The following is a 23,727-nucleotide window of genomic DNA, read 5'->3' as shown; positions in this document are numbered from 1 at the left end:
GTCAGGTCGTGACGCGAGGCCCTGAGCTGATCGATGGCCGAACGGATCGGCTCGGCTTCGCGGTAGATCCCGACGACGCCGACCGACCGGCGCGGTCCGGTACGGATGGCTCGGAAGCTTCGCGCATAGACACCATCCAGGGCTTCGGCTGCCCGACGCCCCGCCCGCCTGATCCCAAAACCGCTCGTTCGCATACGACTCCCCCAGTCTGCGTGTCCCCGTTCAGAGGATACCGGTCACCGAGCCGATTCACTCATCCCCGGCACCGAGCGCACGCGTTACGGCATAGAATGCGGGAAACAAGAGCATCCGCCAGGGCCGTTGGGGGGCACCTCGGGTGCTGTGGGGGGGATCTGTCATCGTGATCGACGACGAACGTGCAATGAACGCGGTTCCAACAGAGCCGGGGCTCCGTCGGTGAGCCTCAACGACTACTTCCTGGCCCTGCGCAAACAATGGTTCGCCATCGTCGCGCTCGTGCTTCTCGGCGCAGCGGTCGCGTACGGTTACGCGCAGACGCAACCGAAAGTGTACCGGGCCCAGGCATCCGTCGTCGTCCTGCCGACTCGCGGTGACAGCACAGCCGAACTCGTGCAGGGCTCCAGCTACGTCCAAAGCCTCGTGAGCACCTACGCGCTGGTCGCGACATCACCCGTGGTCCTCGAGCCAGTGATCGACCGCCTCGGCCTCACGATCACGCCGCGCGCGCTCGCCGGCCAGGTCGTCGTGGAGACGCCGCTGGACTCGGCGGTGCTCAACATCTCCGTGAGCGGCGGGTCTTCGACCGGAACGGCGACCATCGCGAATGCGATCGCCGAAGAACTCTCCGAGGCAGTCGAGGGCTTGTCGCCCCAGACGAGCACATCCGGTCCTGCCGTGCGCATCGAGACCATCAGCCCGGCCACCGAGTCCCGCAATCCCGTCGCGCCGAACACACGGCTGCTGATCGTCGTGGGCGCGCTCGTCGGGCTGATCATCGGCATGGTCTACGCCTGGCTGCGACGACTGCTCGCAACGCGACTGCAGTCCCGCGAGGACATCGCCGCCCTCACCGAGACTCCGGTCCTCGGCGAAGTCACCAGCGTCGGTCATGGAGCCACCCTCCCCGACGCCGTGCGGCGGGCGGAGACCGGCCTGGCCGCCGAGTCGATCCGCGGTGTCGCCGCCGGGCTACGGTTCGCCAACGTCGACGGTGACACGAGCGTGATCCTCATCACCTCGGCGACATCCAACGAGGGCAAGTCCTCGGTCGCCCTGTCGACCGCCCTGATCCTCGCCGAACAGGGTCAGCGGGTCCTCCTCATCGACGCCGACCTGCGACGTGGGTCGATCGCGAAGATGACCGGACTGGAGGGCGGCGTCGGCGTCACGACCATCCTCGTGGGCGACATCGGCTTCGCCGACGCGATCCAGCATTGGGGCACACGCAACCTCAGCGTCCTCCCGAGCGGGACGATCCCCCCGAACCCGGGACAGCTACTCACTTCGGACCACCTGCGAGACCTGGTCGTCGACGCGCGCAAGCGGTTCGACGTCGTCGTGATCGACAGCCCGCCGGTCTTGGCCGTCAGTGACCCGCTGTGGCTGGCTCCGGTCGTGGACGGCATCCTCGTGGTCGCGCGCTACCGGTTCACCAAGCGGCACGCGCTCCGACGGACGCTGGACGAGCTCGAGTCGACCCGGACGAGGATCCTCGGCGTCGTCCTCAACGCGGTCAAGCGCGTCGACTCGAGCCCGTACCACGACAACGATTCCTCCATGCCGCAGCCGTGGCGCTGGCGCAGGAGTGATCGGCGGGGCGGGAGATCGAAGCCGCGGCCATGACCCCGCGTACGGCCGCGGCCGGCGGCGCGGACATCCTCACCCGCAAGTGGACGGCCGAACCCGTCTTCGCGATCCTCCTCTGCGTCATCGTCGGACTCCGCCTCGCGCTCCCCTTCAACGCCCCCGTGGGCGGCCTCGTCGGATTGCTGCTCGTCCCGCTCTGGCTGCCTCTGCTGCGGCGGGCTCGACTGTTCGTCGCGCTGGCCGCCCTCCTGGTCGCTGCCACAGTCGCGGGCGTGCTGCTCACATGGTGGATGTCGACGGATCACCTCGCACTCCCCTCGAGCCTGGTCGAACGCAGCGCTCTGGCACTGGGTCTGCTCGGCGCCGTCGGAGCGCTCCTCTGGGCTCGGACCGTCATCGGACTGTCGGCGGTGTCGATCGCGTACGGGGTGGGCATGACCCTCGGCATCCTGGGGGAGATCGACGCCACCGCGAGCTGGCGGTTCACCTTCTCGATCCCGCTCACGATCCTCCTCATGGCCATCGCCGCGCGGGGCGACCGGTTGATGCCGCAACTCGTCGTCGTCGTCCTCCTGGCAGCGGTCGGCGTGGTGAATGACGCGCGCTCGAACACCGCCATGCTGCTTCTGGCGGCCGTCGTCCTCATCTGGCAACGGATCGGTCGGGTTGCGGGGTCTGCGCGTCGTCGCGCGGGCAACGTCGTCGGAGTCGTCCTCTTCGGCATCGCCGTCTTCTTCGTCGCGCAGGCGGCGATCCTGGAGGGCTTCTTCGGCGAGGCGACCAAGGATCGGACCCAGGCGCAGATCAGCACGTCCGGCTCGCTCCTGCTCGGCGGCCGCCCCGAGATCGCCGCATCCGAAGCCCTCATCCGCTTGAACCCGTGGGGGATGGGATCGGGCATCGTCGCGTCGCCCACCGACGTCACGGCAGCGAAGTCCTCCATGGCGGCGATCGGGTACGACCCCCACAACAACTACGTCGACAGGTTCATGTTCGGCGGTGGCATCGAAGTCCACTCGATGGTGGGGGACTTCTGGCTGTGGTTCGGACTCCCCGGGCTCGCAGCGTGCGTGGTCGTCGCAGTCATCGCGGGCATGGGACTCGAACGCGCGCTGCGCGAAGGTGCGTGCACCGTGCTCGCGGTCTACCTATCAACACGCCTGGTGTGGGATCTCGCGTTCAGCCCTGCGGTATCGGCGATGAAGACGCTCCCGCTGGCACTCGTCGTGTTGGCGGTGCCCGTGTCGGCCCTCATCGCGCAGCGCTCGTCGGTCCGGCAGGGTGCGCCACAAGGAGCTGCGGCGGCGGATCGAAGAGGAACCTGAGGAACGTTCGTCGCGAGACCCGGTGCAGGCCCAGCGAGAGGCCGATCGCGGCGAGTGCCGCAACCGCCGGCAGCACCGGGGCCGCCGTTCGAACCACGGTGTGGTCCGCGACCAGCGCGACAGCGGCGGCGAGCAGGATGACGATGGGCGTGTGCGCGAGGTAGACCGGCAGCGTCCGGGATCCCAGGCCCACGATCCAGGCGGACCGCTGCAGGACCTGGCTGATGGCGATGCCCGCGAGCACGCCCACGCACGCCAGAGCGGGGTACACCCCGGGGATCCGACTCAGGTCGAACACCGTGACGGCCCACGCCGCCGCGGCCCACGCGACAACGACCAGGCTGCGCAGAACCCATCCGCTGCGCGCCGCGTAGGCGAACAACGCGCGCCGCCACGTCATCCCGATGAGGAAGAACACGTAGTACTTGCAGACGCCCGTCCAACTCGGCGACGGGAGCGGGAGGATGCCGGTGAACCCGATGACGGACACGAGGGCGGCTGTGGGCAGCGTGACGGCCGCCGGCACGGCCCGCAGCGCCCTGTTGAGAAGGAAGAACAGGGCCAGCGCCCAGATGAACCAGAGCTCGAAACGAGGGATGAGTGGAGATACCGCGGTGTCGAAGATCTCTCTCCGCGGATTGATCTCGATGCCGTGCGCCGCCTGACCGATCAGGTAGGGGCCGAGGCCGAGCAATTCCCAGAGGAGGAAGACCCACACGAAGAGGCTGAGCTTGGCGTTCCAGAGCTGCGCGAGCGGCACCGTCGCCCATTTGGCGGCGAACAGCCCGGCCAAGGTGAAGAACAAGGGCATCCGCATCGTGGCGAGAAGGTCGTTGATCCACAACCAGCCTGAGACATCGCCCGCCACTCCAGCGAACCAGCGCGCCGAGTGGAACAGGACGACCAGCGCGATCGCCAGCCCTTTGCCGGCATCCACCCATTCGATCCGACCGTCGTGCGACGGCGGCGCCGATCGCCACAGCGAACCCCACACGATGACCCCCCATCATCAGCGCGGACCAAGCCCCGTCCGCAGAATGCCGTGCACCCCTGCACAGATGAAAAGTGTCTCATGGCACGCGGCTGAGAGCACGCCCCGTGTTCTGATGAGCATTCATCCGCGCCACCCCCACCCGAAGGCGACCCGCTGATATGACACATCCTCCTGCCCTCACGCGCGCCCGATTCCGCGTCCGGGCTGCCGCCACCGCTGTGGCTCTCGCACTCATCGCGGCGGGATCTGCCGCGACCGCACCCGCGGCGACCGCCGCCACGCACGTCCAGGACACCTTCAGCCGCACCGTGGCGGAAGGGTGGGGCACGTCGACCTCCGGTGATGCGTGGACCGCCTCGTCTCCGCGATCGACGAGCGTCCGCGACGGAGCAGCCGTGATCGCCCTGACGCCCGGCGCGTCCACGGAGCAGGCGATCCGCTCGACCTCGCTCACCGACGCTGTCCTGGGAGCCACCGTCTGGCCGGAGAAGCCGACGACGACGGGAAACGGTTCGACCGTCTCGCTGGCACTCCGATCCGACGGCAAGTTCTCCTATCAGGCCCGGGTCGGGTTCGGAAAGACGGGCGTCAACCTCTGGCTCAGCCGGTTCGACGGCGGATCCGGCCGAGAGGCCGTGCTGCGTTCGATGAAGCCGATCGCGAGCCTTGCGGCCGGAACGCGCGTCAACGTGGAGTTCTCCGTGACCGGTTCGTCGCCGGTCCAGCTGCGCGCTCGCATCTGGACTCAAGGATCGACCAAGCCCGCGTGGCAGGCGGTCTACGACGACACCAGCGCACAGCGCATCTCCCGCGCGGGTTACCCGGCCATCGCGTCCTACTTGTCGGGGAGCTCGCCGTCCTCGACCGTGCGTCTCGACGACGTCGGAGTCTCGGACCCGGCGTCCACCTCGCCGGCGCCGGCACCTACACCGCCCTCGGGCGGCGACAAGGCTGTGGGCAGCGCTCCCGTCGGCACGACGACGTACCCCGTTCCGGCACGCGCGATCTTCGTCGCCCCGAAGGGAACGCAGACAGGCTCCGGCACCGCGGGCGATCCCTATGGAAGTGCCGCCTATGCAGTCTCGAAGGCGCCGTCCGGATCGACGATCGTCCTCCGGGGCGGCACGTACCGCGAATACGTCTACGTCGGCTACAACAAGGCGCTGACGATCCAGGCCTACCCCGGCGAAGCAGTGTGGTTCGACGGCAGTTCACCGGTGACCGGCTGGGTGAAGTCGGGCAACGTGTGGGTGAAGACCGGCTGGACGCACAGATTCGACCACACCGTGTCGTTCACGGCGGGCATGGATGAGACCCGCCGGTTCGTCGACGGAGCGAACCCGCTCGCCGGGTACCCCGATCAGGTGTGGATCAACGACAAGCCCCTCACCCAGGTCGGCTCGGCGAGCGCGGTGACAGCCGGCACGTTCTACGTGGACGAAGGCGGGAAGCGACTGCTGGTCGGCTCCGACCCGTCGGGCAAACGGGTGGAGGCCAGCACACTCACGCGCGCCTTCAAGATCCAGGGCAAGCACACCACACTGCGCGGGTTCGGAGTCGAACGATACGCGACGACCCTCTCGATGATGGGTACGGTCACTGCGGAGGTCGACGACATCACCCTCGAGAACATGGTCGTGCGGAACAACGCCACGGTCGGAGTCTTCGCCTGGAACGACGTCAAGAAGTTCCACCGGGTCACGCTCCAGGACAACGGCTTGCTCGGTCTCGGCGTCAACAAGGTGGCGAACCTCGCCCTGACCGACTCGATCATCAGGGGGAACAACACGCAGAGCTTCAAACCCGCCCCCGTCTCGGGCGGGGTGAAGATCACCGACTCGAACGACGTCCGTATCGACGGGAACATCGTCGACGACAACGACAGCGCCGGCGTGTGGTTCGATATCAACTCGCGGGACGTCGAGGTGACGAGCAACACCGTGGCCGACAACAGGACCGCCGGTGTTCAGCTCGAACTCAGCCAGCAGGCGATCGTCGCGGACAATGTGTTCTCGCGGAACGGTGCCGACATCCACGTGATGAACAGCGGTGACGTCCGGATCTGGAACAACACCATCGACGCCGGCGGGCGAGCCATCCTGTTCTGGCAGGATGAGCGCCGGCAGACCAACACGGCTCTGAAGTCCGTCGCCCCGTGGGTTCTGGATGACGTCGTCGTACGGAACAACGTGATCTCCTTCAGCACCGCGTCGGGCTCCTGCCCGGTGCTCGCTCAGGACACCGAGCGGCGACTCGCCGGCGCCGGCGTCGGCGCCTGGATGGAGAACAACCTGTACTACCGGCGCGACTCGTCGACGCCGGCGAACCTGGCCTGCTGGGCGAACGGATCCTCGGGGACGAAGAGCCTGAAGACCCTCTCGGAGGTGGCGGCTTTCACGGGCAACGACAAGAGCTCCGCGCTGTGGACCGGTAACCCGATCCTCACCTCGTCGCTCGGGTTGCGCAGCGATGTGCTCGCCTCCCCGCGCGCGTCGCTCGGCGGATTGCCGTCGGACATCGCCTCGGCCCTCGGGGTCACCGCAGGCACCAAGCGCGCCGGCGCATTCACCGCTCCACTCGATCGATGATCCCCCTCCGTAGCCACGCGTCACACGCGACGCATACGATGTGATCGTGGCTATGGGGGGCGGTGCGGGCGTCATCGTCTTCTATCCCGCGAGCCGCGACCTGTCCGCATGGCGCGAGCGCCACGCGGTCGGCGCGGCCCCGGATCGGTGGCCGTACGGGCTGAATCGACTCGAGGACCTCCTGGCCGGCGTCACGGCACGGAACCTCCCGGACGTGTCATCAGCGGGCCGCGCCGCCCGACGGGTGAAGGCCCTCTTCCCCCCGGGCGGCGGCGCGGGGGTCCCGTGGGAGTCACATGGGACGAGAACGCGGGAGCCCTCCTGTCGACCACCGACTCGCTGAGCGCGCGCTATTCGGGGGTCGTCTGGCTCACCGACAGCGTCGCACGACGAGGAGAATCACCGTTCCGAGGAATGCGACGCTCCATGAGGCGGATGGATGGACTGTGGGTCCTCTCGGATGCTCAGACCGCCCCCCTCACCGACTTCCTCGGCTCCGGGGCGCCGCCGGTCCACTACGTCCGTTTCGGAGTGGACCATGACTTCTTCCGGCACGTGGCGTACCCCACGCGCCCGCTCATCGTGAGCGTCGGCGGAGACCGCGATAGAGATCCGGAGACCTTGCTCCGCGCGATGGCGGCATTGCGACGCGCCCGTCCCGGTGTGGAGATCGTGGTGCAGAGCAAGACCAGCATCGACCCCCCTGACGGCGTGACGGTCATCCCGTATCTCACGCACGCCGAGCTGCGCGACCTCTACGCGCGTGCTTCCGTGGTCACCATCGCGACCCGTCCGAACCTGCACGTGTCGGGCATGACGGTCGGCCTCGAGGCCCTCGCCACAGGGCGTCCGCTGGTGATCACGCGCACGCCGGGAATGAACGACTATTTCGGAGGCACCTCGGCCGTGCGCATGGTCGATGTCGGCGACGCCGACGGGCTCGCTCGCGAAACCATGGCTCTGCTCGACGACCCGGCGTCGGCGTCCGCCGCCGGGAACGCTGCACGCGCCCACGTCGAAGCGGATTTCACCACCGCGCATCTCGCCGGGCGAATAGCCGACGTCATCCGATCCCGGTAGGGTCGCCGACCCGGTGCATCCATTCGTGCGCCGCCTGCCGCCCATCGACGCGGGGCAGATCCGAACGCACATCGGCCGGGTCGCGCGAACTGCCGACCGCCTCGATGAGCGCCGCCCCGAGGGCGGCCGAAGCCTCCGGTTCAGGGATCACCCAGTGACCATGGCACGAGAGCCAATCCGCGATACCGGTCTCGGTGGTCGTCACGACGAGGCACCCGGCCGCCAGTCCCTCGACGATCGGCAGCCCCACCTGCTCCCGCCACAGCGGTCGACGACGCGACGGGAGGGCCAGGACCTTCGCCTCGCCGAGCAACTGAGCGATGTTTGCGCGAGGGGGGTCGATGACGGTGGTGACCATCTCATCGGATGCCGCGAGAGCCGCTGCCTCTTCGGAGCCCGCACCGCGCCCGACGATCAGCAGACGGGCATGCGGCACCGCCGACCTCACCCCGGGCCACGCGGCGACGACGTCGAGGAACCCTTTTCGCTCCGACAAGTCGCCGAGGAACAGGATGATCGGATCACGTGCGGCATCCGTTCCCCCTGCCGGCGCAGGGAGAGCCTCGATCAGCGTGCTGACGGGTCGGCGGACCGTCTCACCGAAGACCTTTCCGTACACGGCTCGCGCGCCGGCTGTGCCGTACACGATCCGGTCCAACGATCGCCACAAGATGGGTGTGGCAAGGTGACGCAGTCGGTGGCGGATCCTCGCCTTCGGCGGAAGATTCCGTAACAGCACGTCGGGATCGAAGTTCTCGATGGCGTAGGAGACGGCCAGGGGGCGCGGGCGGCGTCGGAGTGCGGCTCGGAACCGTGCCGCGGCGATGAACAACACACTCGGCAACGATGAATCGCCGGAGAGCGGCTCGTTCACTTCGACGATGTCGACGTCCGTGGACAGTGCGTAGACGATCGACCGCCACAGCCCCCGACGCTGCGCGTTGGACGCCTCGACGAGCGACGGGTCGAAGTCGTACCTGTTGCGGCGGTACAGGATGACGGGCCGCGGCTCGACGGCCGCGGCCCGCTCCAGATGCGCGCTCCTCACCACCTCGTAGAGCTGGACGACGCGCAGGTCCCGAGCGATCGAGTTCACTCGCTCCGCACGCCTCCTACGGTCACGGCGCTGCCACGATCTCAAGGTCATCGAACGTCAGCGCGACAAGCGCGTTCACCGTCGCACTCGGAAGGTAGCCGTACAGCCCCGCCGATCCCGCCCCCTGCAGCGCGGCGGTCGCGTCGGTCCGCTCGATCTGCCACGCTGTCGGCTCGGCGTCGCCGGACTTCCAGAACTTCGCAGCGATCGCGGTCGTCGTCGTCGTCTTGGTGTCGATCTCGAATCGGTACGTCTGTCCTGCAGCGACCGTGAGTCCCGTCGGAGACACCGCCGCGCCGACCGACGTGCTGTCACCGCGGAGGACGTTGAGCTTGACGGTGCCGTCCGCCGCGATCCGAGCCCGAACGAGCCACTGGGTGGTCCCCACTCGGCGAGCGATGACACCGACGTACATGCCTTCGTTGACCTTGTCGACAGTGAACGAACCGCTCATCGTCGTGGACGTGCTGTCGATGACAGGCGTGTCGGCGAAGAGCGACGTCCCGGCACCGACGGAGAACTTGCCCACTCCGTCGGCGACCGAGAATCGGGTCGCAGCACCGCGGGTCGTCCACGCTGCCCCGCTGTCCGACATCCCCCAACCGGCGGTCGTCGAGCGACCGAAAGCGTCGGCGAAGAGGACACCCGGCGCGGGCGCCGTGACCGTCACCTGCTGCGTCTTCGTGTCCGTCGCGCCGTCGTCGTCGGTGACGGTGAGGCTGATCGTGTAGGTCCCGGCCACGCGATAGGTGTACGAGGCCGTGGCGCCTGTCGCGGTGCCCGCGTCGGCATCACCGAACTGCCAGGCGTACGACGCGATCGTGCCATCGGTGTCGTTCGACGTCTTGCCGTCGACCGCGACCGTCAGACCTGCCGACGTCCGCGTGAACGCCGCTGTCGGCGCCACGTTGGCGGCGGGCGCGGCGACCGTCACCTCATGGGTGACCGTCCCCGTCGCGCCGTCGTCATCGGTGACGGTCAGCCGGACGGTGTAGGTCCCCGCCGCCGCGTAGGTGTGCGACGCCTTGGCTCCGGTGCCGACGCTTCCGGCCGGGTCCCCGAACTGCCACGCGTACGACGCGATGGAACCGTCGGAGTCCGATGATCCCGCACCGTCGACGTCGACCTTGAGGCCGTCCTTCGTGTGCGTGAACGCCGCCGTCGGTGCGGAGTTGACCGTCGGGGGCACTCCGGCATCCGGATCGGTGGCGACGATGCGGTCGAAGGAGACGGTCACAGGGTCGTTCGTCACCGCAGCGGGAAGGAATCCGAAGACCCCGATCCGACCGGGCGCCTGCAACGCAGCCGTCGCGTCGGTGACTTCACGCTGCCAGCTCGGCTCAGCCCCCGTGGCGGGCCACACCTTCGCCTTGAGTGACGTCGGCGACGTTCCGATGACGTCGAACATGGCGTGGTACTTCTGCCCGGCCTGGATTGTGAACGGCAGCAGGAACGATGAACCGATCGCCGTCGAACCGTTGCGCAGCACATACAAACGACCGGTCCCGTCCGCGCTGATCCTCACTCGGAGCACGTAGCTGTCCGCGCCGACCTGACGTCCGGTGACGGCGACGTACGTGCCCTCGGCGAGCTTGTCGACGGAGAAGGTTGCGTCGACGCGGACTCGGTCGGTGTTCACCGACGTCGCGTCGGCGTACACGGTGGTCCCCTTCGGGAGGATCAGGTTCCCGCTTCCGTTCGCCACCGAGTACCGGCTCGCGACCGAGCGCAGCGACCAGGCGCCCCCGACATCGGCGGTCCCCCAGCCCGACCCCGCTGTCCGCGAGAACTCGTCGAGGAACAAGGGCTTGGCCACGGACGGGGCTTTCACCGTCACCGTTGCGGTCTTCGAGCCGGTCGCGCCGTCGTCATCGGTCACCGTGAGGGTGATCGTGTACTCGCCGGCGTCCTTGTACTCGTGCGACGCCGTCACGCCGGTGGCGGTTCCGCCGTCGCCGAATGCCCAGGAGTACGAGGCGATCGTGCCGTCGGTGTCCGTGGAGGCCGCACCGGTGACGGAAACCGAAAGATCGGACACCGTCGAGGTGAAGTCAGCCGTCGGCGCCGCGTTGACCGGTGCCGCGACGACCACATCGAGCGTGGTCTTCGCTGTTGCGCCGTCGTCGTCCGTGACCGTCAGCGTGACGGAGTACGAGCCGGCCTCGGCGTACGTGTGGCTCGGTGACGGTGCCGTGTCGGTGCGTCCGTCTCCGAAGTCCCACGCGAATGCGGCGATCGACCCGTCGCTGTCCGTTGAACCGGAGGAGGAGAACGTCGCATCGAGACCGACGGCGCTCCATGCCGCCCGTGCGTTCGGGGGCTCGTTGGCGATGACCGTGATGGGCACCTGCACGGAGTTCGTGGCGCCGTCGTCGTCGGTCACCTTGAGCGTGACCGTGTAGTCCCCACCCGCACGGTAGCGGTGCGAGGGGTTGACGTCCGTCGACGTGTCGCCGTCGCCGAAGTCCCACGCGTACGACGCGATCGTCCCGTCGGGATCCGATGACCTCGATCCCTGGAAGGACGCGGCGAGGTGGTCGAGCGAATAGGTGAACTGCGCCGTTGGAGGCAGGTTCGGCGTCTGGCCCGTGGAGCCGACGGCGTGGTGCTGCGACACCTCGGCTGCCGTGAGTGCGCGACCGTAGATCGCGGTCTCGTCGTAGCTGCCCGTGAGGAACGGCGACGACGAACCCCATGTGGTGTCACCACCGACGCGCCAGAAGCCGTTGTACCCCTGCGCCTGCGTCTGCGGGTTCGTCCCGACCTGGACACCGTCGACATACATCGCCATACCGGCGGATCCCTGCGTGGCTACCATGTGATGCCACTGACCGTTGTTGTAGGCGTTCGGCGACGTGATCGTGTTCGCCTGCCCGGTCCAGGTCCCGAACACGAGCTGTCCGTTGTCCTGCATGTAGACGTGTCGATCGTAGTTCGACGACGTGCCCCCCTGTGCGTCACCGAAGCCGATGATCTTGCCGCCCTGCGTGGAGGTCGTCTTGAACCACGTCTCGGCCGTGAACGCGCCCGGCGACCCGAACTGCGCCACGGAATACACGTTGGACCAGCCCGAGAGAGCGATGCCCGGGTCCGACGTCCCCGAAAGGGCCCCGGGTACGTCGCGCGCCACGGTACCGGCGATGGCGCCGGCGTACCCCGAGATGCTGCTGTCCGCGACACTCGTTCCCGACTTCTCACTGTAACGCCAGTAGAGATCCGGTTCGGAGTTGTACACGACGGCGCCGTACGCGTCCGCCGGAGCGTCGGGAACGTCCAGCGTCCGACCCGACTTGCGGTAGTGAGACTGCACCTCGGCCAGTGTGAGCGCCTGACCGTACACGGCGACATCGTCGATGGTGCCGGTGAGGTGCGAGGAGGAGGGCTGGTTGGGCCATCCGCCGATGTTGTCGCCTCCTACACGCCAGTATCCGTTGTAGGACTGCCCCGACGTCGTGTCCGCGCGCTGCGCGACCCGCCTGCCGTCGAGGTAGAGCTTCATTCCGTCGGCACTCAAGCTCGCCACGATGTGGTGCCACTGGCCGTCGTTGTAACCGGCGCCGGAGTTGACCGTCCGGACCCCGCCGGGGTGGACACCGAACCAGATACGGCCGTCGTTGTCCATGTACACGTGTCGGTCGTAGCTGTTCGAGTTCCCACTCGGACTGTTGCCGAAGCCGATGATCTTGCCGCCGGCCGTGGAGGTGGTCTTCACCCAGCTCTCGACCGTGAACGTGCCAGGGCCCTCGATGGAGTCGGTCGTTGCTCCGAACGCCCCGTTCGTGAAGGTCTTGGCCGTGTCGGGGTCGGACGTGATGGCACCCGCAGCGGACTCCACCGTGCCGGTGATCGCCAGGTCGAATGTCCCCGCCCAGTCACTGGAGCTCGTGGAATCCGGGTCGGAAAGGCGCCAGAAGTGCTCGGCCTCATCCGTGAATACCTCGTTCGCGTAATCGCCGAGGACAGCGTTCGAGACCGTCACGGTAATCCAGCTCGACTTCGCGACATTGCCGTATGGATCGGTCGCGACAACACGGTATCTATGCGAACTACCCGGCTGCAGGTCGACATCGGTGAGGGTCTCCGACTGCGGCTTCCAGAACACCGTCGAGATCGTCTTCTCCGAGATCGGCGCGGAAGCTTCGGAATCGCGGTAGACGCGGTAGGTCAGGGTGGTGTCGTCACGATCCCAATTGGTTTGGTACCTCACGCGAACCTCTCCCGCGGAGAAGGACTTCGCAGAGAAGCTCCAGGCGTCACCCGAGAATCGAGGACCTTGCTTGTTCGGCGCGAGCGCTCGCGTGCCGTACCGCACGAGACCCTGCTGCCGGGTGCCGTTCACTACCGGGAACTCACCACCGTAGATGACGTAGTCCGAATTACCTGTGACGGTCCAGACGGCCTGCCCCGTACCGGTGAAGTTGCCCGGTGTGGTCTGGGGGAACCAGTTCAACAACTCGGGTCGCGGTGTTCCCGGGTGGTCTGGATAGCCGTAGATGTCACGCGTGTTCGTCCCGCGGGCATCGGTGGTCCATGCAGTGGAGTGATAGAAGCTCCACGGGTCGGTCTGCGGGAAGCCGCCGCTGTTACCGCAGTAGTGCTTGTGGCTTGCGGAGTAGGCGATGTCGTTGACGATCGCGATGTCGTATGTATCACCGTGGCAGTCCTCGATCCAGGCGATCGCTCCGTCTGCCCAGTTCACGGCGAAGGTGCCCTCCACGTTCCCGGTGCCGCCGAAGTGCCAACCCGCTCCGTAGAACTTCGTGCCATCAGTGGCGAGGCTCATGAAGCCCGCAGTCTCTCCCGCGTTGCGTACCTGTGTGTTCGCGGGGAGTGGGAGAGCTGTACCGCTCGACGCGTCGGCCAGATACAGCCCGAAGCCGGGCTTGTCGCCGCCGCCGACGGACGTGAAGTTTCCTGAGATGGCGACGCGATCGCCGGCCGGGTTCACGGCAATGCTCTGCACCTGACCGTTGTCGACCGGCACGGTGAAGGGCTGCACAGCCGTGCCCGCGGAATTCAGCTTCACGATGCGCTGTCGAGGCTGGCCTGCGACAGAGGTGAAGTAACCGCCGACGAAGACGCCTTCAGCGGTCGCGGAGATCGCCTTGCCGATGTTGTTCAACCCGACGGTCCCCGCGAGGAGGTTGCCGCTGGGGATGTCGAGGACGGCGAAGCGCTGCCGGTTCTGACCGTTGACCTGGCTGAAGGAGCCCGTGACGTAGAGCTTCGTACCGTCCGGGGACGCAGCGAGCTCGTTGATCCGATTGTTGAAGGTCGGAGCGAACGAGGTGATCAGCGCGCCCGTGGTCAGGTTGTAGGCGAGGATGTTGCCGCGCGCCGAGAGATTGGTCCCCGGTGCCGCGCCCGCCGGCCGCGCGTTCGAGAACTGCCCGGCGGCGTAAACCGTGTTGCCCACGATGACCTGGGACCACACCACGCCGCCGTCGATCTGCACGGTGGGAAGCGCGTCGGCCGTCACCGTCTCGGGGAGCTCCGATGGCGCAGCGGCTGGCGGCGGATCCGCTGCGATCGCCGCTGTCGGCACCACTCCGAACGTGAGTCCGGCCGCGACGACAGTCGCGATCATCATAGAAAAGGCCGCACGGCCCGCAGAAATCGTCCCCACGATTTGCATCCCCTATATACGCGTCCGCATGCACGCAGAGCGCGCTGTGCCGACGGGTCCCCAGAAATCCCCCCAAAGGATTTCTCGCACAACATACGCCATAACGTGTGCTCAGCGCGAGCTGTTCCGAGAATCGACCCTCAGCCGGTCAGTCGATGTCGCCTTCGAAGGCGATCAGCGGGTCCGAAACGGACAGATCGACCTCGATGCGAACGTCCGCGCGCTGCCCCTCGGGCAGTTCGAAGACGAAGGCGCCTTCGGCCATCTCCCCCGGCTCGACCTCGGACGGGAAGGCCTTGCCGGCTGGCTTCGTGACCGGACTGGCTTGCAGATTCGAGGAGCCGGCGAACAACGTGACAGCTGCGGTGGTGAGATCAATGGCCTTCGTGGATCCGTTCTTCACCTCGACGGTGACGCGGACCGCTGGGCCGCTCACCTCGCCGGGAAGGACGGCTTCTCCTGTGACGCTCTCGATGCGGCGCACCGACACCGTCGGACCTCCGTCCACGGCGACGGGTGCCGCGAGATCGACCGGCGGAAGTGTCTCGCGGGCATTGGGCGCCGGCGCGGAAGGATCATCCGATTCGTCGGAGCCGGTTCCGGGCGTCGCCGTCGACCCGTCGGGCGTCTCCCCCGTCGCCGTCCCGCTCGGCGCGGGACTCGACGAGGGCTCGCCGGTCCCGGGCGAGGCGCTCGAACCGACACCACCCGGCGCCGCGGACACCCCACCGCCGCTCAGACCGACCGCGAGCGCGATGCCGCCCCCGATCACAACCGCTGCGGCGACCGCCACTGCGATCATCGCCTTGCGGGGCGCGCGCCGCGGCTCCTCGCCGAGCAGCCGCTCGAATTCATCGCGATCGCGCGCGAATGCTTCGTCGTCCTTCATCGTGATGTCGTCCTCCCCCGTGACCGTGCCGTCCTCCCCAATGGACGCGCCGCACGATTCGCACAGATACTAGCCCCTGACGGCGGCCCCGACACCGCTGCCGCCGAGTCTCAAGCCTTCATCCGCGATCCGGCGGGCGTCGCGCACCCCGCGCAGGTAAGCCCGCCATGGCGCTGACGACCGGAGCAGCTGTGCGCGCCCGCCACGGAGGATCACTTCACGAGCGGATGCCGTGACGCCGGCGCGCCAGCGACGGATCCCTTCTTCATCGAGGAAGCGAACGGCGAAGAGCATGCGATTCCGGATGTTGAAGTAGTAGTACGTCTCGGACTTGCTGCGGCTGGTCTGTCGATTCGATCGGTGCGTCGCCCCCTCGTCATGGACGGCGACGGAGTCGGCCACCAGCCGGAGGGTCCCGCCCGCGGCCACGACCCTGCGCGAGAAGTCCACGTCCTCCCAGTACAGGAAGTAGTCCTCGTCGAAGCCGCCTGTCGCGTGCCAGAGCGCCGCCGTGAACCACAGGCATGCGCCGGTCAGCCACTCCCAGATCTCCTCGCCGGGATACTGGGCACGCTTGGCATGACTGCGGGTGCGACCGTCGACAAGGGAGACGTCCGCGCCCGCGAACCAGACCGACCCTCCGGGTGTCATGATCCGTGGCGCGCACAGCGCGAGCGGCGAACCCGCGGTCGCGCTACGGAGCGTGCGGACGGCGTCCCCGCCCATCCGGGCGTCCGGGTTGAGCAACAGCAGCCCCGTCGCTCCCGCTTCGAGGGCTGCGGCCACGCCGAGGTTGACGCCGCCGCCGAACCCGGTGTTGACGTCGGGCTCGATGAGAAGCCAGCGTTCCCGTCTGGAGAGGTCGCGTATGTGCTCCCGCTCGCGACCGGTCGTTGGATTGTCCACGACGACGACGATGTCGGGCTCCGCCTCCGCGACCGTAACGGCGAGATTGGCCTCGAGGAGCGCGCTCGAGCCGTAGTTCACGACGACGACGGCCCACCTCGCGTCGTCAGCCGACACGGCGCATCTCGCGGAACCACTTCACGGACGCCGCGCCCAGGAAGAGCGCGTTGACGGCGAACAGTGCGCCGTAGACCACCAGGAACAGCGGCGACACCCCCCACAGGAGGAAGGCGAGGCAGAGCACCCCGAAGTCGGTCGGCAGGAGGATCATCGACCGCCCGAACGTGCCGCCGGCCCGCGCGTGGGTCGATGCCACACCGCGTGCGCCCTTCAGGAGGTCGTTGAGGATCATCCCGAAGAACGTCACGGTCGCGACGACGGAGTAGCCGATCGGAACGAGAAGGGCGAACTCGCCGAGGTCCCCGAACCGGTAGAGCCCGACCAGGACGGCGAGGTGCAGACTCGCGATCTTGAGGGCATCCACGAAGTGGTCCAGCCACTCACCCGCGACCGAGCCGCCGCCGCGGAGCCGGGCGACCTGACCGTCGGCGGAATCCCACGCGTAGCCCGCTACGAGCAGCACCGCGATGAGGATGCCGGACCACCAGGACGGCGGCACCGTCGCGATGAGGGCGACGCCGACGAAGGTGTGGGCGGCGCTCACGAGGGTGACCCGGTTGGGCGTGAGACCGAGCCGGTACGCGACGGCGGCGAACAACCGTCCGATGCGACGGTTGACGTACACGGAGTACGCGGGCGCTCCGCGCGCGTGGCCCTTTTGAGCTCCGCGCAGTCTCGCCATCGTCTCGGCGAGATTCGGTGCGATGGGATCTGTGGTCGTCATCGGGTTGCTCCTCGCAAGCGTCGTACGCGTGGGCGGCGGAGGGGCACCGCGACATGGTCCGGATCGGCGACCCCAGAGGGCGGACGGACGGTGCGGGACACGGCACCGGGCACCGTCGCGATCCGAGCGGCGACGCGTAGCCACGCAGCCCTCGAGCTCGTGTCCCCTACGAGCGAAGTCATTCGCGCCACCCCCAGTAGCTCGACATTCGCGGGCACCGGAAGCGCCCATCCCCATGGACAGTATGCCGCGCAAATCCGGTGTTGTCTCGCGCGTCCGCCGGCTCCGCCCCGCCCGGACGCCCGTGGCGGAAGGGCGAGCACGCAGAGCGGAGGGGATCCGCCGACCTGCCAGACTGTCCGCTATGCCGACCGGTGACCGCCTGCGCGTGATGCAATCCTTCGGGGCGCCGCGACCCACGTCCAATCCTTACGTCCACATGCTGGATGCCGCGCTGGACTCCGAACCCGGACTCGAGCACCTGCGCTTCGACCGCCGGACCGCGTTGCTCGGCCGGTACGACGTCCTGCATCTCCACTGGCCGGAGACGCTTTTCGGTGGAGCGACCCCGGCCAAGCGCGTCGCCCGTCGGCTGTTCGGCACCGTGCTCGTCGCGCGACTGCGTCTCACCCGCGTCGCGATCGTCCGGACGCTCCACAACGTCGAACTCCCCGACGTGGACTCGCGGTGGGAACGGTTCCTGTTGCGGTGGATCGACCGTCGAGCCGACTTCCACATCCGTCTGAACGACTCCACGCCGGCGCGCCCCGGCATCCCGTCGGCCGTCATCCCGCACGGCCACTACCGCGACTGGTTCGCCCGCGTCGAGGCCGTTCCGGCGGCACCGCGCTCGCTCGGTTTCGTCGGTCTCGTGCGCCGTTACAAGGGCGTCGAAGCGCTCATCGAGCGTTTCCGCGAGACCGCCTCCCGTCTCGGGGACTGGACGCTCCGGGTCTCGGGGAATCCCTCGACGCCGGAGCTCGCCGCGGAGATCCGGGAGCTCGCCTCACCTGACGACCGCGTCTCCGTCGACCTGCGCTACCTGTCGGAGGAGGACTTCGCCCGCGCCGTCATGTCCGCATCGGGGATCGTGCTGCCGTATCGGTTCATGCACAACTCCGGCACGGCGCTCGCGGCGCTCTCGCTCGATCGCCCCGTCCTCGTGCCCCGCAACGAGGTGAACGAGGCGCTGGCCCTCGAGGTCGGCGACGGGTGGGTGACGATGTTCGACGGCGACCTCACGGCCGACGCCCTGTCGGCGTTCGCCGAAGCGACGAGCGCCATTCCTGCGACCGTCCCGGATCTGGACGACCGCGGATGGTCGCTCGTCGGCGCCCGCCACCGCGAGGCGTACATCGGGGCCATCCGGTCGCGGCGGGGCGACGCGTGAGCGCATCGAAGCGGATCCTGATCGCCGTCCCCTCGTACCGCCGGCCCGACCGGCTCGCCCGGCTGCTGGTCACCCTCGCCGGCCAGCGCGAGGACGTCGCGCCCCTGAGTGCGGACGTCATCGTGATCGACAACGATCCGGAAGGAAGCGCCGCAGGACCGGCTCACGCAGCATCAGTGCACTACCGGCTCGAGCCGCGTCCCGGTCTCGCCGCGGTCCGGAACACCGCGCTGGACGAAGCGATCTCCAGAGGCGTCGACGCCCTCGTCTTCATCGACGACGACGAGGTCCCCGCCCCCGGATGGCTGCAGGCCCTGATATCGCCGTGGGCTGCGGGGACGGCGGATCTGGTCTCGGGCCGCGTCGAGTCGGAGTTCGACGTCCCGCCCGACGAGTGGATCGTGGCGGGCGGGTTCTTCCGTCGTGTCCGATTCGCGGACGGAGAGCGGATGCCGGCGGCCCCGACCAACAATCTCCTGATCGACGTGTCCGCGCTCCGCACCACGGGCATCCGCTTCGACGAGGACTTCGGACGCTCCGGTGGCGAGGACATCCACTTCACGTCCGCCCTCACCCGAGCCGGCGTGCGGATCGCGGCCGCGCCGCGTGCCGTGGTGACCGATCACGTACCGGCGGACCGGGCGACCCCGTCCTGGGTCCTCCGGCGCGCGTTCCGCGTCGGCACGACGACCGCCCGCAGCGACATCGGGCTCACCTACGGCGCCGTACGCACTCTCCGACGCCGCGCCCGCTGGCTGGCCGTCGGGCTGGCGCGCGCGCTGGCCGGTGCCGCCCGGTGGGTCCTGGGCCTCGTCACGCGTTCGACGGTGCACCAGGCACGCGGTGCGAGACTCGCGGCGCGCGGGATCGGTATGGCCGCCGGCGGCGCCGGGTTCCGCTACCTCGAGTACCGCCCCCGCAGCTCGTCGTGACGCCCGGGCGCGTCGTGGTGTAGTGTCCAGGAATCGGGCTTTGGGGGCCTGATTCGAGTTGGGGCTCGATCTAGCTGGCTGGGGAGCTCGCTATGACTGTGCGTATCGGTTACGCCGCGGGGGCGTTCGACCTGTTCCACGTGGGACATCTGAACATCCTTCGCCACGCGAGGGAGCACTGCGACATGCTCGTCGCCGGTGTGGTCAGCGACGAGATGCTGCACGAGGTGAAGGGCGTCGACCCGTTCATCCCGACGGCGGAGCGAGCCGACATCGTGCGCGGCATCCGCTTCGTGGATCACGTCCACATCGAACGCGTGCCCGACAAGCTGGCCGTGTGGCGCGAGGTCGGTTTCACGCACTTCTTCAAGGGCGACGACTGGCGCGGCACCGAGAAGGGCAACCGCCTCGAACGCGAGTTCGCCGAGGTCGGGGTCGAGGTCGTGTACTTCCCCTACACAGCGCACACCTCGAGCACCCAGTTGCGTCGTGCGCTCGAGGTCGCCTCGGCCGAGACGCTGTACGACCGCGAGCTGCGTTCCGAGTCGGCGTGACCGCGGCGCGCGACGACGGCGCGCGATCCGAGGGTGCCGACGACGTCATCGAGCTCTTCGTCGGCCAGGTCCTCGCCCTCTATCCCCTGCGGGTCATGGGCGGACCGACCAACGGACTCGATCCTCCCCCGCTGCGGAGCATCTTCCCCCGCTCCCGCGATCCGAGAGCGTCCGTCGCGACCGAGCAGGACGGGGCGCGCGCCCGGGCGCGGACCTATGTCGTCCTCGCCGATGCGCCGGGCCACGGCATCCTCACCATCGGCGACTATCGGGTGGAGGTCGTCATCCTCCCCCTCGATGCCTCGACCCCGCCGCAGGCAACCGTCTTCCGCATCGCCTCGATCACCGGGCGGATGGTCACCGTGACCGGGTCCGTCATCGACCCGCTGATGGATGCCGCCGACTGAGCCCCGACTTTTCGAGACCTGTCCCGCCCACCGTCGTGCGGGACGGACGGCGAGAGCCGCACCCCTGTGGACGGGGTGCGGCTCTCGACCTGGATGTTGTTGCGGGTCAGCGACCGCTGCGGCGGCCGGCACCGTTCTGGCGGACGACCGAGCCGACGGTGAGCGAACCGCCACCGCTGGCGCGGCGGCCGGTGCGCCGGGCGCCGCCGGCCGGAGCGGCCTTGGGCGCGCCGTGCGACGCGGGCTGGCCGGCCGCGCGAGCGGGCTGGCCGTCACGACGCGGGGCGTCTGCGGTACGGCGCGTGGCATCGGAGGTGCGGCCCTGACCGCGACCGCGTCCGCCGCCCTGGCCGCGTCCGCCGCCCTGCCCCTCGCGGGCGGCGCGCTTGCGCTGCGCGTTCGCGCCCTGGCTCTGGCCCCCGCCGCGGGTGTGCGGCTGCTCGGGCACCGGGGTCACGTGCGGGGCGATCTGGCCGACGAGCTCGACGACCGAGGCGGATGCCGCGGTCACGGTCTCGGGCGTGACGGAGATCGACGCCTTGCGCAGCAGCGAGTCGACGTCGCGACGCTGCTCCGGGAGCACGACGGTGACGACGGCTCCCTCGGCGCCGGCGCGGGCGGTGCGGCCCGAGCGGTGCAGGTACGCCTTGTGCTCCATGGGCGGGTCGACGTGGACGACGAGTTCGACGTTGTCGACGTGCACACCGCGGGCGGCGACGTCGGTCGCGACGAGAACCCGGGCGGTACCGTCCGAGAACGCGGCGAGGTTGCGGTCACGCTGCGGCTGCGAGAGGTTGCCGTGCAGGTCGACCGACGGGATGCCCTGCGAGGTCAGCTGCTTCGCGAGCTTCTTCGCGGCGTGCTTGGTGCGCAGGAACAGGATCCGGCGACCGGTGCCCGAGGCGAGGAAGCGCACGAGCTCCTTCTTCTCGTCGGAGCCGGGAACGTGGAAGACGTGGTGCGTCATCGCGGCGACGGGCGAGTGCGCCTCGTCGACCGAGTGCAGCACCTCGTTCTGCAGGAAGCGGTTCACGAGCTTGTCGACGCCGTTGTCCAGCGTCGCGCTGAACAGCATGCGCTGCGCGCCCTGCGGGGTCGCGTTCAGGATGCGGGTGACACCGGGCAGGAAGCCGAGGTCGGCCATGTGGTCGGCCTCATCGATGACGGTGATCTCGACGGCGTCGAGGCTCACGAGCTTCTGCTGCATGAGGTCCTCGAGGCGGCCGGGGCAGGCCACGACGATGTCGGCACCGGCGCGGATCGCCTCGACCTGACGGTTCTGGTTCACGCCGCCGAAGACCGTCGCGGTCTTCATGCCGTACGCGGCGGCGAGCGGTGCGAGGGTGCGGTCGATCTGGGTCGCGAGTTCGCGGGTCGGCGCGAGGACGAGGCCCAGGATGCGGCCGCGACGGCGGGTGCCGCCGGCCAGGCCCTGTCCGAGGCGGGCGACCATGGGGATCGAGAAGGCGAGGGTCTTGCCCGAGCCGGTGCGGCCGCGGCCGAGCACGTCGCGACCGGCGAGCGTGTCGGGGAGCGTGTCGATCTGGATCGGGAACGGGGTGGTCTTGCCGTCCGCGGCGAGCGCGGTGACGAGGGGAGCGGGCACGCCGAGCGTGCCGAACGTGGGTTCAGTCATGAGAGAACTAACTCGGGCGTGTTCGCCCGGATCGGTGTCCCGAGTGCGGATGCGCAGACGGGTTCGCCGTGAGAAGGAGTCGCCAGCGACGATCGGTGGATCGGCAGCGGATGATGCGTTCTACGACGCGAGGGGCACCAGGGAAGGCGCCGCAACCCGTTCAGCCTATCAGTCGCCTCCTGGGCGAGGCTCTCAGAGCTCCGCACCCGACACGGCGAACGTGTCGCACGCCGCGTGGCCGCCCTCGTAGCCGGCCATGAACCAGCGCTGTCGCTGCTCGCTCGAGCCGTGGGTCCAGCTCTCGGGGTTCACGCGTCCCGACTGCTCCTGGATGTGGTCGTCCCCGACGGCCGCCGCGGCGGAGAGCGCATCGTCGATCTGTGCCCGCGTCGGCTCGAGCAGGTAGGGCTGCCCGGCGGCATCCGTCTGCTTCGGAGCCTCTGCGGCCCAGGCTCCGGCGAAGCAGTCGGCCTGCAGCTCGGTCCGGACGGCGTTGCTGTCCTCACCCGTCCCGTCGCGCGGGTGGTCCTCGAAGACACCCGTCAGGTGCTGCACGTGGTGGCCGTACTCGTGCGCGAGCACGTAGAGCTGCGCGAAGTCGCCGCCCTCGGCGCCCAACTGGCCCCGCAGGATCGACCAGAACGTGGGGTCGATGTACACGGTTTCGTCGGTCGGGCAGTAGAACGGACCCGTCTGATTGGATGCCGTTCCGCACGGCGTCTGCGCCTGCTGATCGACGATCACGAGGCTCGGAGCCCGGTAGTCGCCGCCGAACTCGCCCTCCCAGTAGGAGTTGATGACCTCTTCTCCGGCGTCGAGCCGGCACGCGTCGTCGTTGTTCGCATCGCTGCCGGTCTGGCAGTTCGTCAACGCCGTCCCCGGCTCGGAACCGCCGCCGCCCGGCGCGCCCCCGAGAAGCCCGCTGAGGTCCTGCCCGGTGAAGAGCGAGAAGAGCAGCACGGCGATGCCGATCACCCCGACTCCGGCGCCACCGGCGATCATCGGGCCGCGGCCACCGCGGCGGGTCGCGCTCTTGCCCCGCACATCCGCGTTCGGGTTGAAGGTCATGCCCGGACGCTACTCCCGCCGCCGCCTCGGACGACACGGGTTGCGTCCACGCCCTGAACCGTACTCGCGCCCCCCGCGGGCCCGCGCGATCGGACACAATGGGGCCATCGGACACAATGGAGTGCGGCGGCGCTGATCGCGTCGTCGCTCGCGGAGGAGATCACAGTGGACGCACGCGCGGACGAACCGGCACCCGGGGATTACGCGGAATCGCGCCTCATCGCGATCCCCGATGATCCGACGACGGATGCCCCCGGCTTCGCCGCGCTGCACCCCAGCCCGGAGTGGTGGCTCGCCCTCCCGGCCGGCTCGCGGCTGGTGGGTCTCGTCGTCTCGCGACCCGACATGCCGAGCGTCGTCGCGCAGCGCGAGGCGCTCGCGCAGTTCGGCGTGCCGATCGAAGGGTTCCGGCATCCCGCCCCTGACATCGGGGAGACATGGGAGGAACGGCTCACGCGCCTGTTCGGGCGCCTGGGAGCCGGGGACGTGCTCGTCGTCACCGACGTCAAGGCGCTCGGCCGCGACGCGCACGAGGAGACCCGGACGGTCGCGGAGCTGCGCCGTCGGTCGGTCATCGTGAAGGTGCTCGACCGGAGCTGAGCCG

17 protein-coding genes are annotated in these 23,727 nt (G+C 68.8%); 9 read left to right on the top strand and 8 right to left on the bottom strand.

Going from position 1 to position 23,727, the window contains the following annotated elements:
- The first annotated feature begins 417 nt into the window (after positions 1 to 417).
- Together ABCU91_RS03800 and ABCU91_RS03795 are read left to right on the top strand one after the other, a co-directional pair.
- Entirely contained in the window at positions 418 to 1,824 is a 1,407-nt protein-coding gene (locus ABCU91_RS03800) for a polysaccharide biosynthesis tyrosine autokinase (protein WP_413354856.1), read from the top strand.
- Positions 1,821 to 3,113 (top strand): hypothetical protein, encoded by a 1,293-nt coding sequence (locus ABCU91_RS03795; protein ID WP_413354855.1) that lies wholly within the window; start codon positions 1,821 to 1,823, stop codon positions 3,111 to 3,113. The genes ABCU91_RS03800 and ABCU91_RS03795 overlap by 4 nt, the downstream gene beginning before the upstream one ends.
- On the opposite strand, the gene ABCU91_RS03790 is transcribed toward ABCU91_RS03795, so the two are convergent.
- A complete protein-coding gene (locus ABCU91_RS03790) occupies positions 3,040 to 4,107 on the bottom strand; it encodes an acyltransferase family protein (RefSeq protein ID WP_406922887.1) in 1,068 nt (355 codons plus the stop codon). The two genes, ABCU91_RS03795 and ABCU91_RS03790, sit on opposite strands and share 74 nt — an antisense overlap.
- Positions 4,108 to 4,265: 158 nt before the next feature.
- Here ABCU91_RS03790 and ABCU91_RS03785 point away from each other — a divergent pair, with 158 nt between their 5' ends.
- Positions 4,266 to 6,695, top strand: a complete 2,430-nt coding sequence (locus tag ABCU91_RS03785; protein ID WP_413354854.1) for a right-handed parallel beta-helix repeat-containing protein — start codon at positions 4,266 to 4,268, stop codon at positions 6,693 to 6,695.
- 426 nt (positions 6,696 to 7,121) lie between these two features.
- On the top strand, positions 7,122 to 7,775 hold the full coding sequence (locus ABCU91_RS03780; protein ID WP_413354853.1) for a glycosyltransferase: 654 nt from the start codon (positions 7,122 to 7,124) through the stop codon (positions 7,773 to 7,775).
- Here the strand turns inward: ABCU91_RS03780 and ABCU91_RS03775 are convergent.
- The 5 genes from ABCU91_RS03775 to ABCU91_RS03755 form a co-directional block, all read right to left on the bottom strand.
- Positions 7,759 to 8,871, bottom strand: coding sequence for a glycosyltransferase family 4 protein (locus ABCU91_RS03775; protein ID WP_413354852.1), 1,113 nt, complete (start codon positions 8,869 to 8,871; stop codon positions 7,759 to 7,761). The genes ABCU91_RS03780 and ABCU91_RS03775 overlap by 17 nt on opposite strands.
- A gap of 22 nt (positions 8,872 to 8,893) precedes the next feature.
- The gene (locus ABCU91_RS03770; RefSeq protein ID WP_413354851.1) at positions 8,894 to 14,461 is read right to left on the bottom strand and encodes a PKD domain-containing protein; all 5,568 of its coding nucleotides are present in this window, start codon (positions 14,459 to 14,461) and stop codon (positions 8,894 to 8,896) included.
- A 184-nt stretch (positions 14,462 to 14,645) separates the two neighbouring features.
- The gene (locus ABCU91_RS03765) at positions 14,646 to 15,386 is read right to left on the bottom strand and encodes a DUF4352 domain-containing protein (RefSeq protein WP_413354850.1); all 741 of its coding nucleotides are present in this window, start codon (positions 15,384 to 15,386) and stop codon (positions 14,646 to 14,648) included.
- Positions 15,387 to 15,455: 69 nt separating this feature from the next.
- Positions 15,456 to 16,409, bottom strand: coding sequence for a glycosyltransferase family 2 protein (locus tag ABCU91_RS03760; RefSeq protein WP_413354849.1), 954 nt, complete (start codon positions 16,407 to 16,409; stop codon positions 15,456 to 15,458).
- Positions 16,399 to 17,136 (bottom strand): CDP-alcohol phosphatidyltransferase family protein, encoded by a 738-nt coding sequence (locus ABCU91_RS03755; RefSeq protein ID WP_413354848.1) that lies wholly within the window; start codon positions 17,134 to 17,136, stop codon positions 16,399 to 16,401. Before ABCU91_RS03755 ends, ABCU91_RS03760 begins: the two co-directional genes overlap by 11 nt.
- A gap of 364 nt (positions 17,137 to 17,500) precedes the next feature.
- Between ABCU91_RS03755 and ABCU91_RS03750 the strand changes: the two genes are divergently transcribed.
- From ABCU91_RS03750 to ABCU91_RS03735, 4 genes are all read left to right on the top strand, one after another.
- Positions 17,501 to 18,526: a glycosyltransferase gene (locus tag ABCU91_RS03750; protein ID WP_413354847.1), complete on the top strand. Its 1,026-nt coding sequence runs from the start codon at positions 17,501 to 17,503 to the stop codon at positions 18,524 to 18,526.
- A complete protein-coding gene (locus ABCU91_RS03745) occupies positions 18,523 to 19,458 on the top strand; it encodes a glycosyltransferase family 2 protein (protein WP_413354846.1) in 936 nt (311 codons plus the stop codon). The genes ABCU91_RS03750 and ABCU91_RS03745 overlap by 4 nt, the downstream gene beginning before the upstream one ends.
- A gap of 92 nt (positions 19,459 to 19,550) precedes the next feature.
- The gene (locus ABCU91_RS03740) at positions 19,551 to 20,012 is read left to right on the top strand and encodes an adenylyltransferase/cytidyltransferase family protein (protein WP_307467005.1); all 462 of its coding nucleotides are present in this window, start codon (positions 19,551 to 19,553) and stop codon (positions 20,010 to 20,012) included.
- Complete coding sequence (locus tag ABCU91_RS03735) at positions 20,009 to 20,419, top strand: hypothetical protein (RefSeq protein ID WP_133398814.1); 411 nt, start codon at positions 20,009 to 20,011, stop codon at positions 20,417 to 20,419. The genes ABCU91_RS03740 and ABCU91_RS03735 overlap by 4 nt, the downstream gene beginning before the upstream one ends.
- A 106-nt stretch (positions 20,420 to 20,525) precedes the next feature.
- Here ABCU91_RS03735 and ABCU91_RS03730 read toward each other — a convergent pair whose 3' ends face one another.
- Both ABCU91_RS03730 and ABCU91_RS03725 read right to left on the bottom strand, forming a co-directional pair.
- Entirely contained in the window at positions 20,526 to 22,055 is a 1,530-nt protein-coding gene (locus ABCU91_RS03730; RefSeq protein ID WP_413354845.1) for a DEAD/DEAH box helicase, read from the bottom strand.
- A 192-nt stretch (positions 22,056 to 22,247) separates the two neighbouring features.
- Positions 22,248 to 23,123, bottom strand: coding sequence for a neutral zinc metallopeptidase (locus ABCU91_RS03725; RefSeq protein ID WP_091358603.1), 876 nt, complete (start codon positions 23,121 to 23,123; stop codon positions 22,248 to 22,250).
- A gap of 165 nt (positions 23,124 to 23,288) precedes the next feature.
- Between ABCU91_RS03725 and ABCU91_RS03720 the strand changes: the two genes are divergently transcribed.
- A complete protein-coding gene (locus tag ABCU91_RS03720; RefSeq protein ID WP_091358600.1) occupies positions 23,289 to 23,723 on the top strand; it encodes a dehydrogenase in 435 nt (144 codons plus the stop codon).
- Positions 23,724 to 23,727 lie beyond the last annotated feature (4 nt).

Origin of the sequence: Microbacterium phoenicis, assembly GCF_047302325.1 — a bacterium.
GTDB lineage: Bacteria > Actinomycetota > Actinomycetes > Actinomycetales > Microbacteriaceae > Microbacterium.
This window is presented reverse-complemented; position numbering and strand designations above follow the sequence as displayed.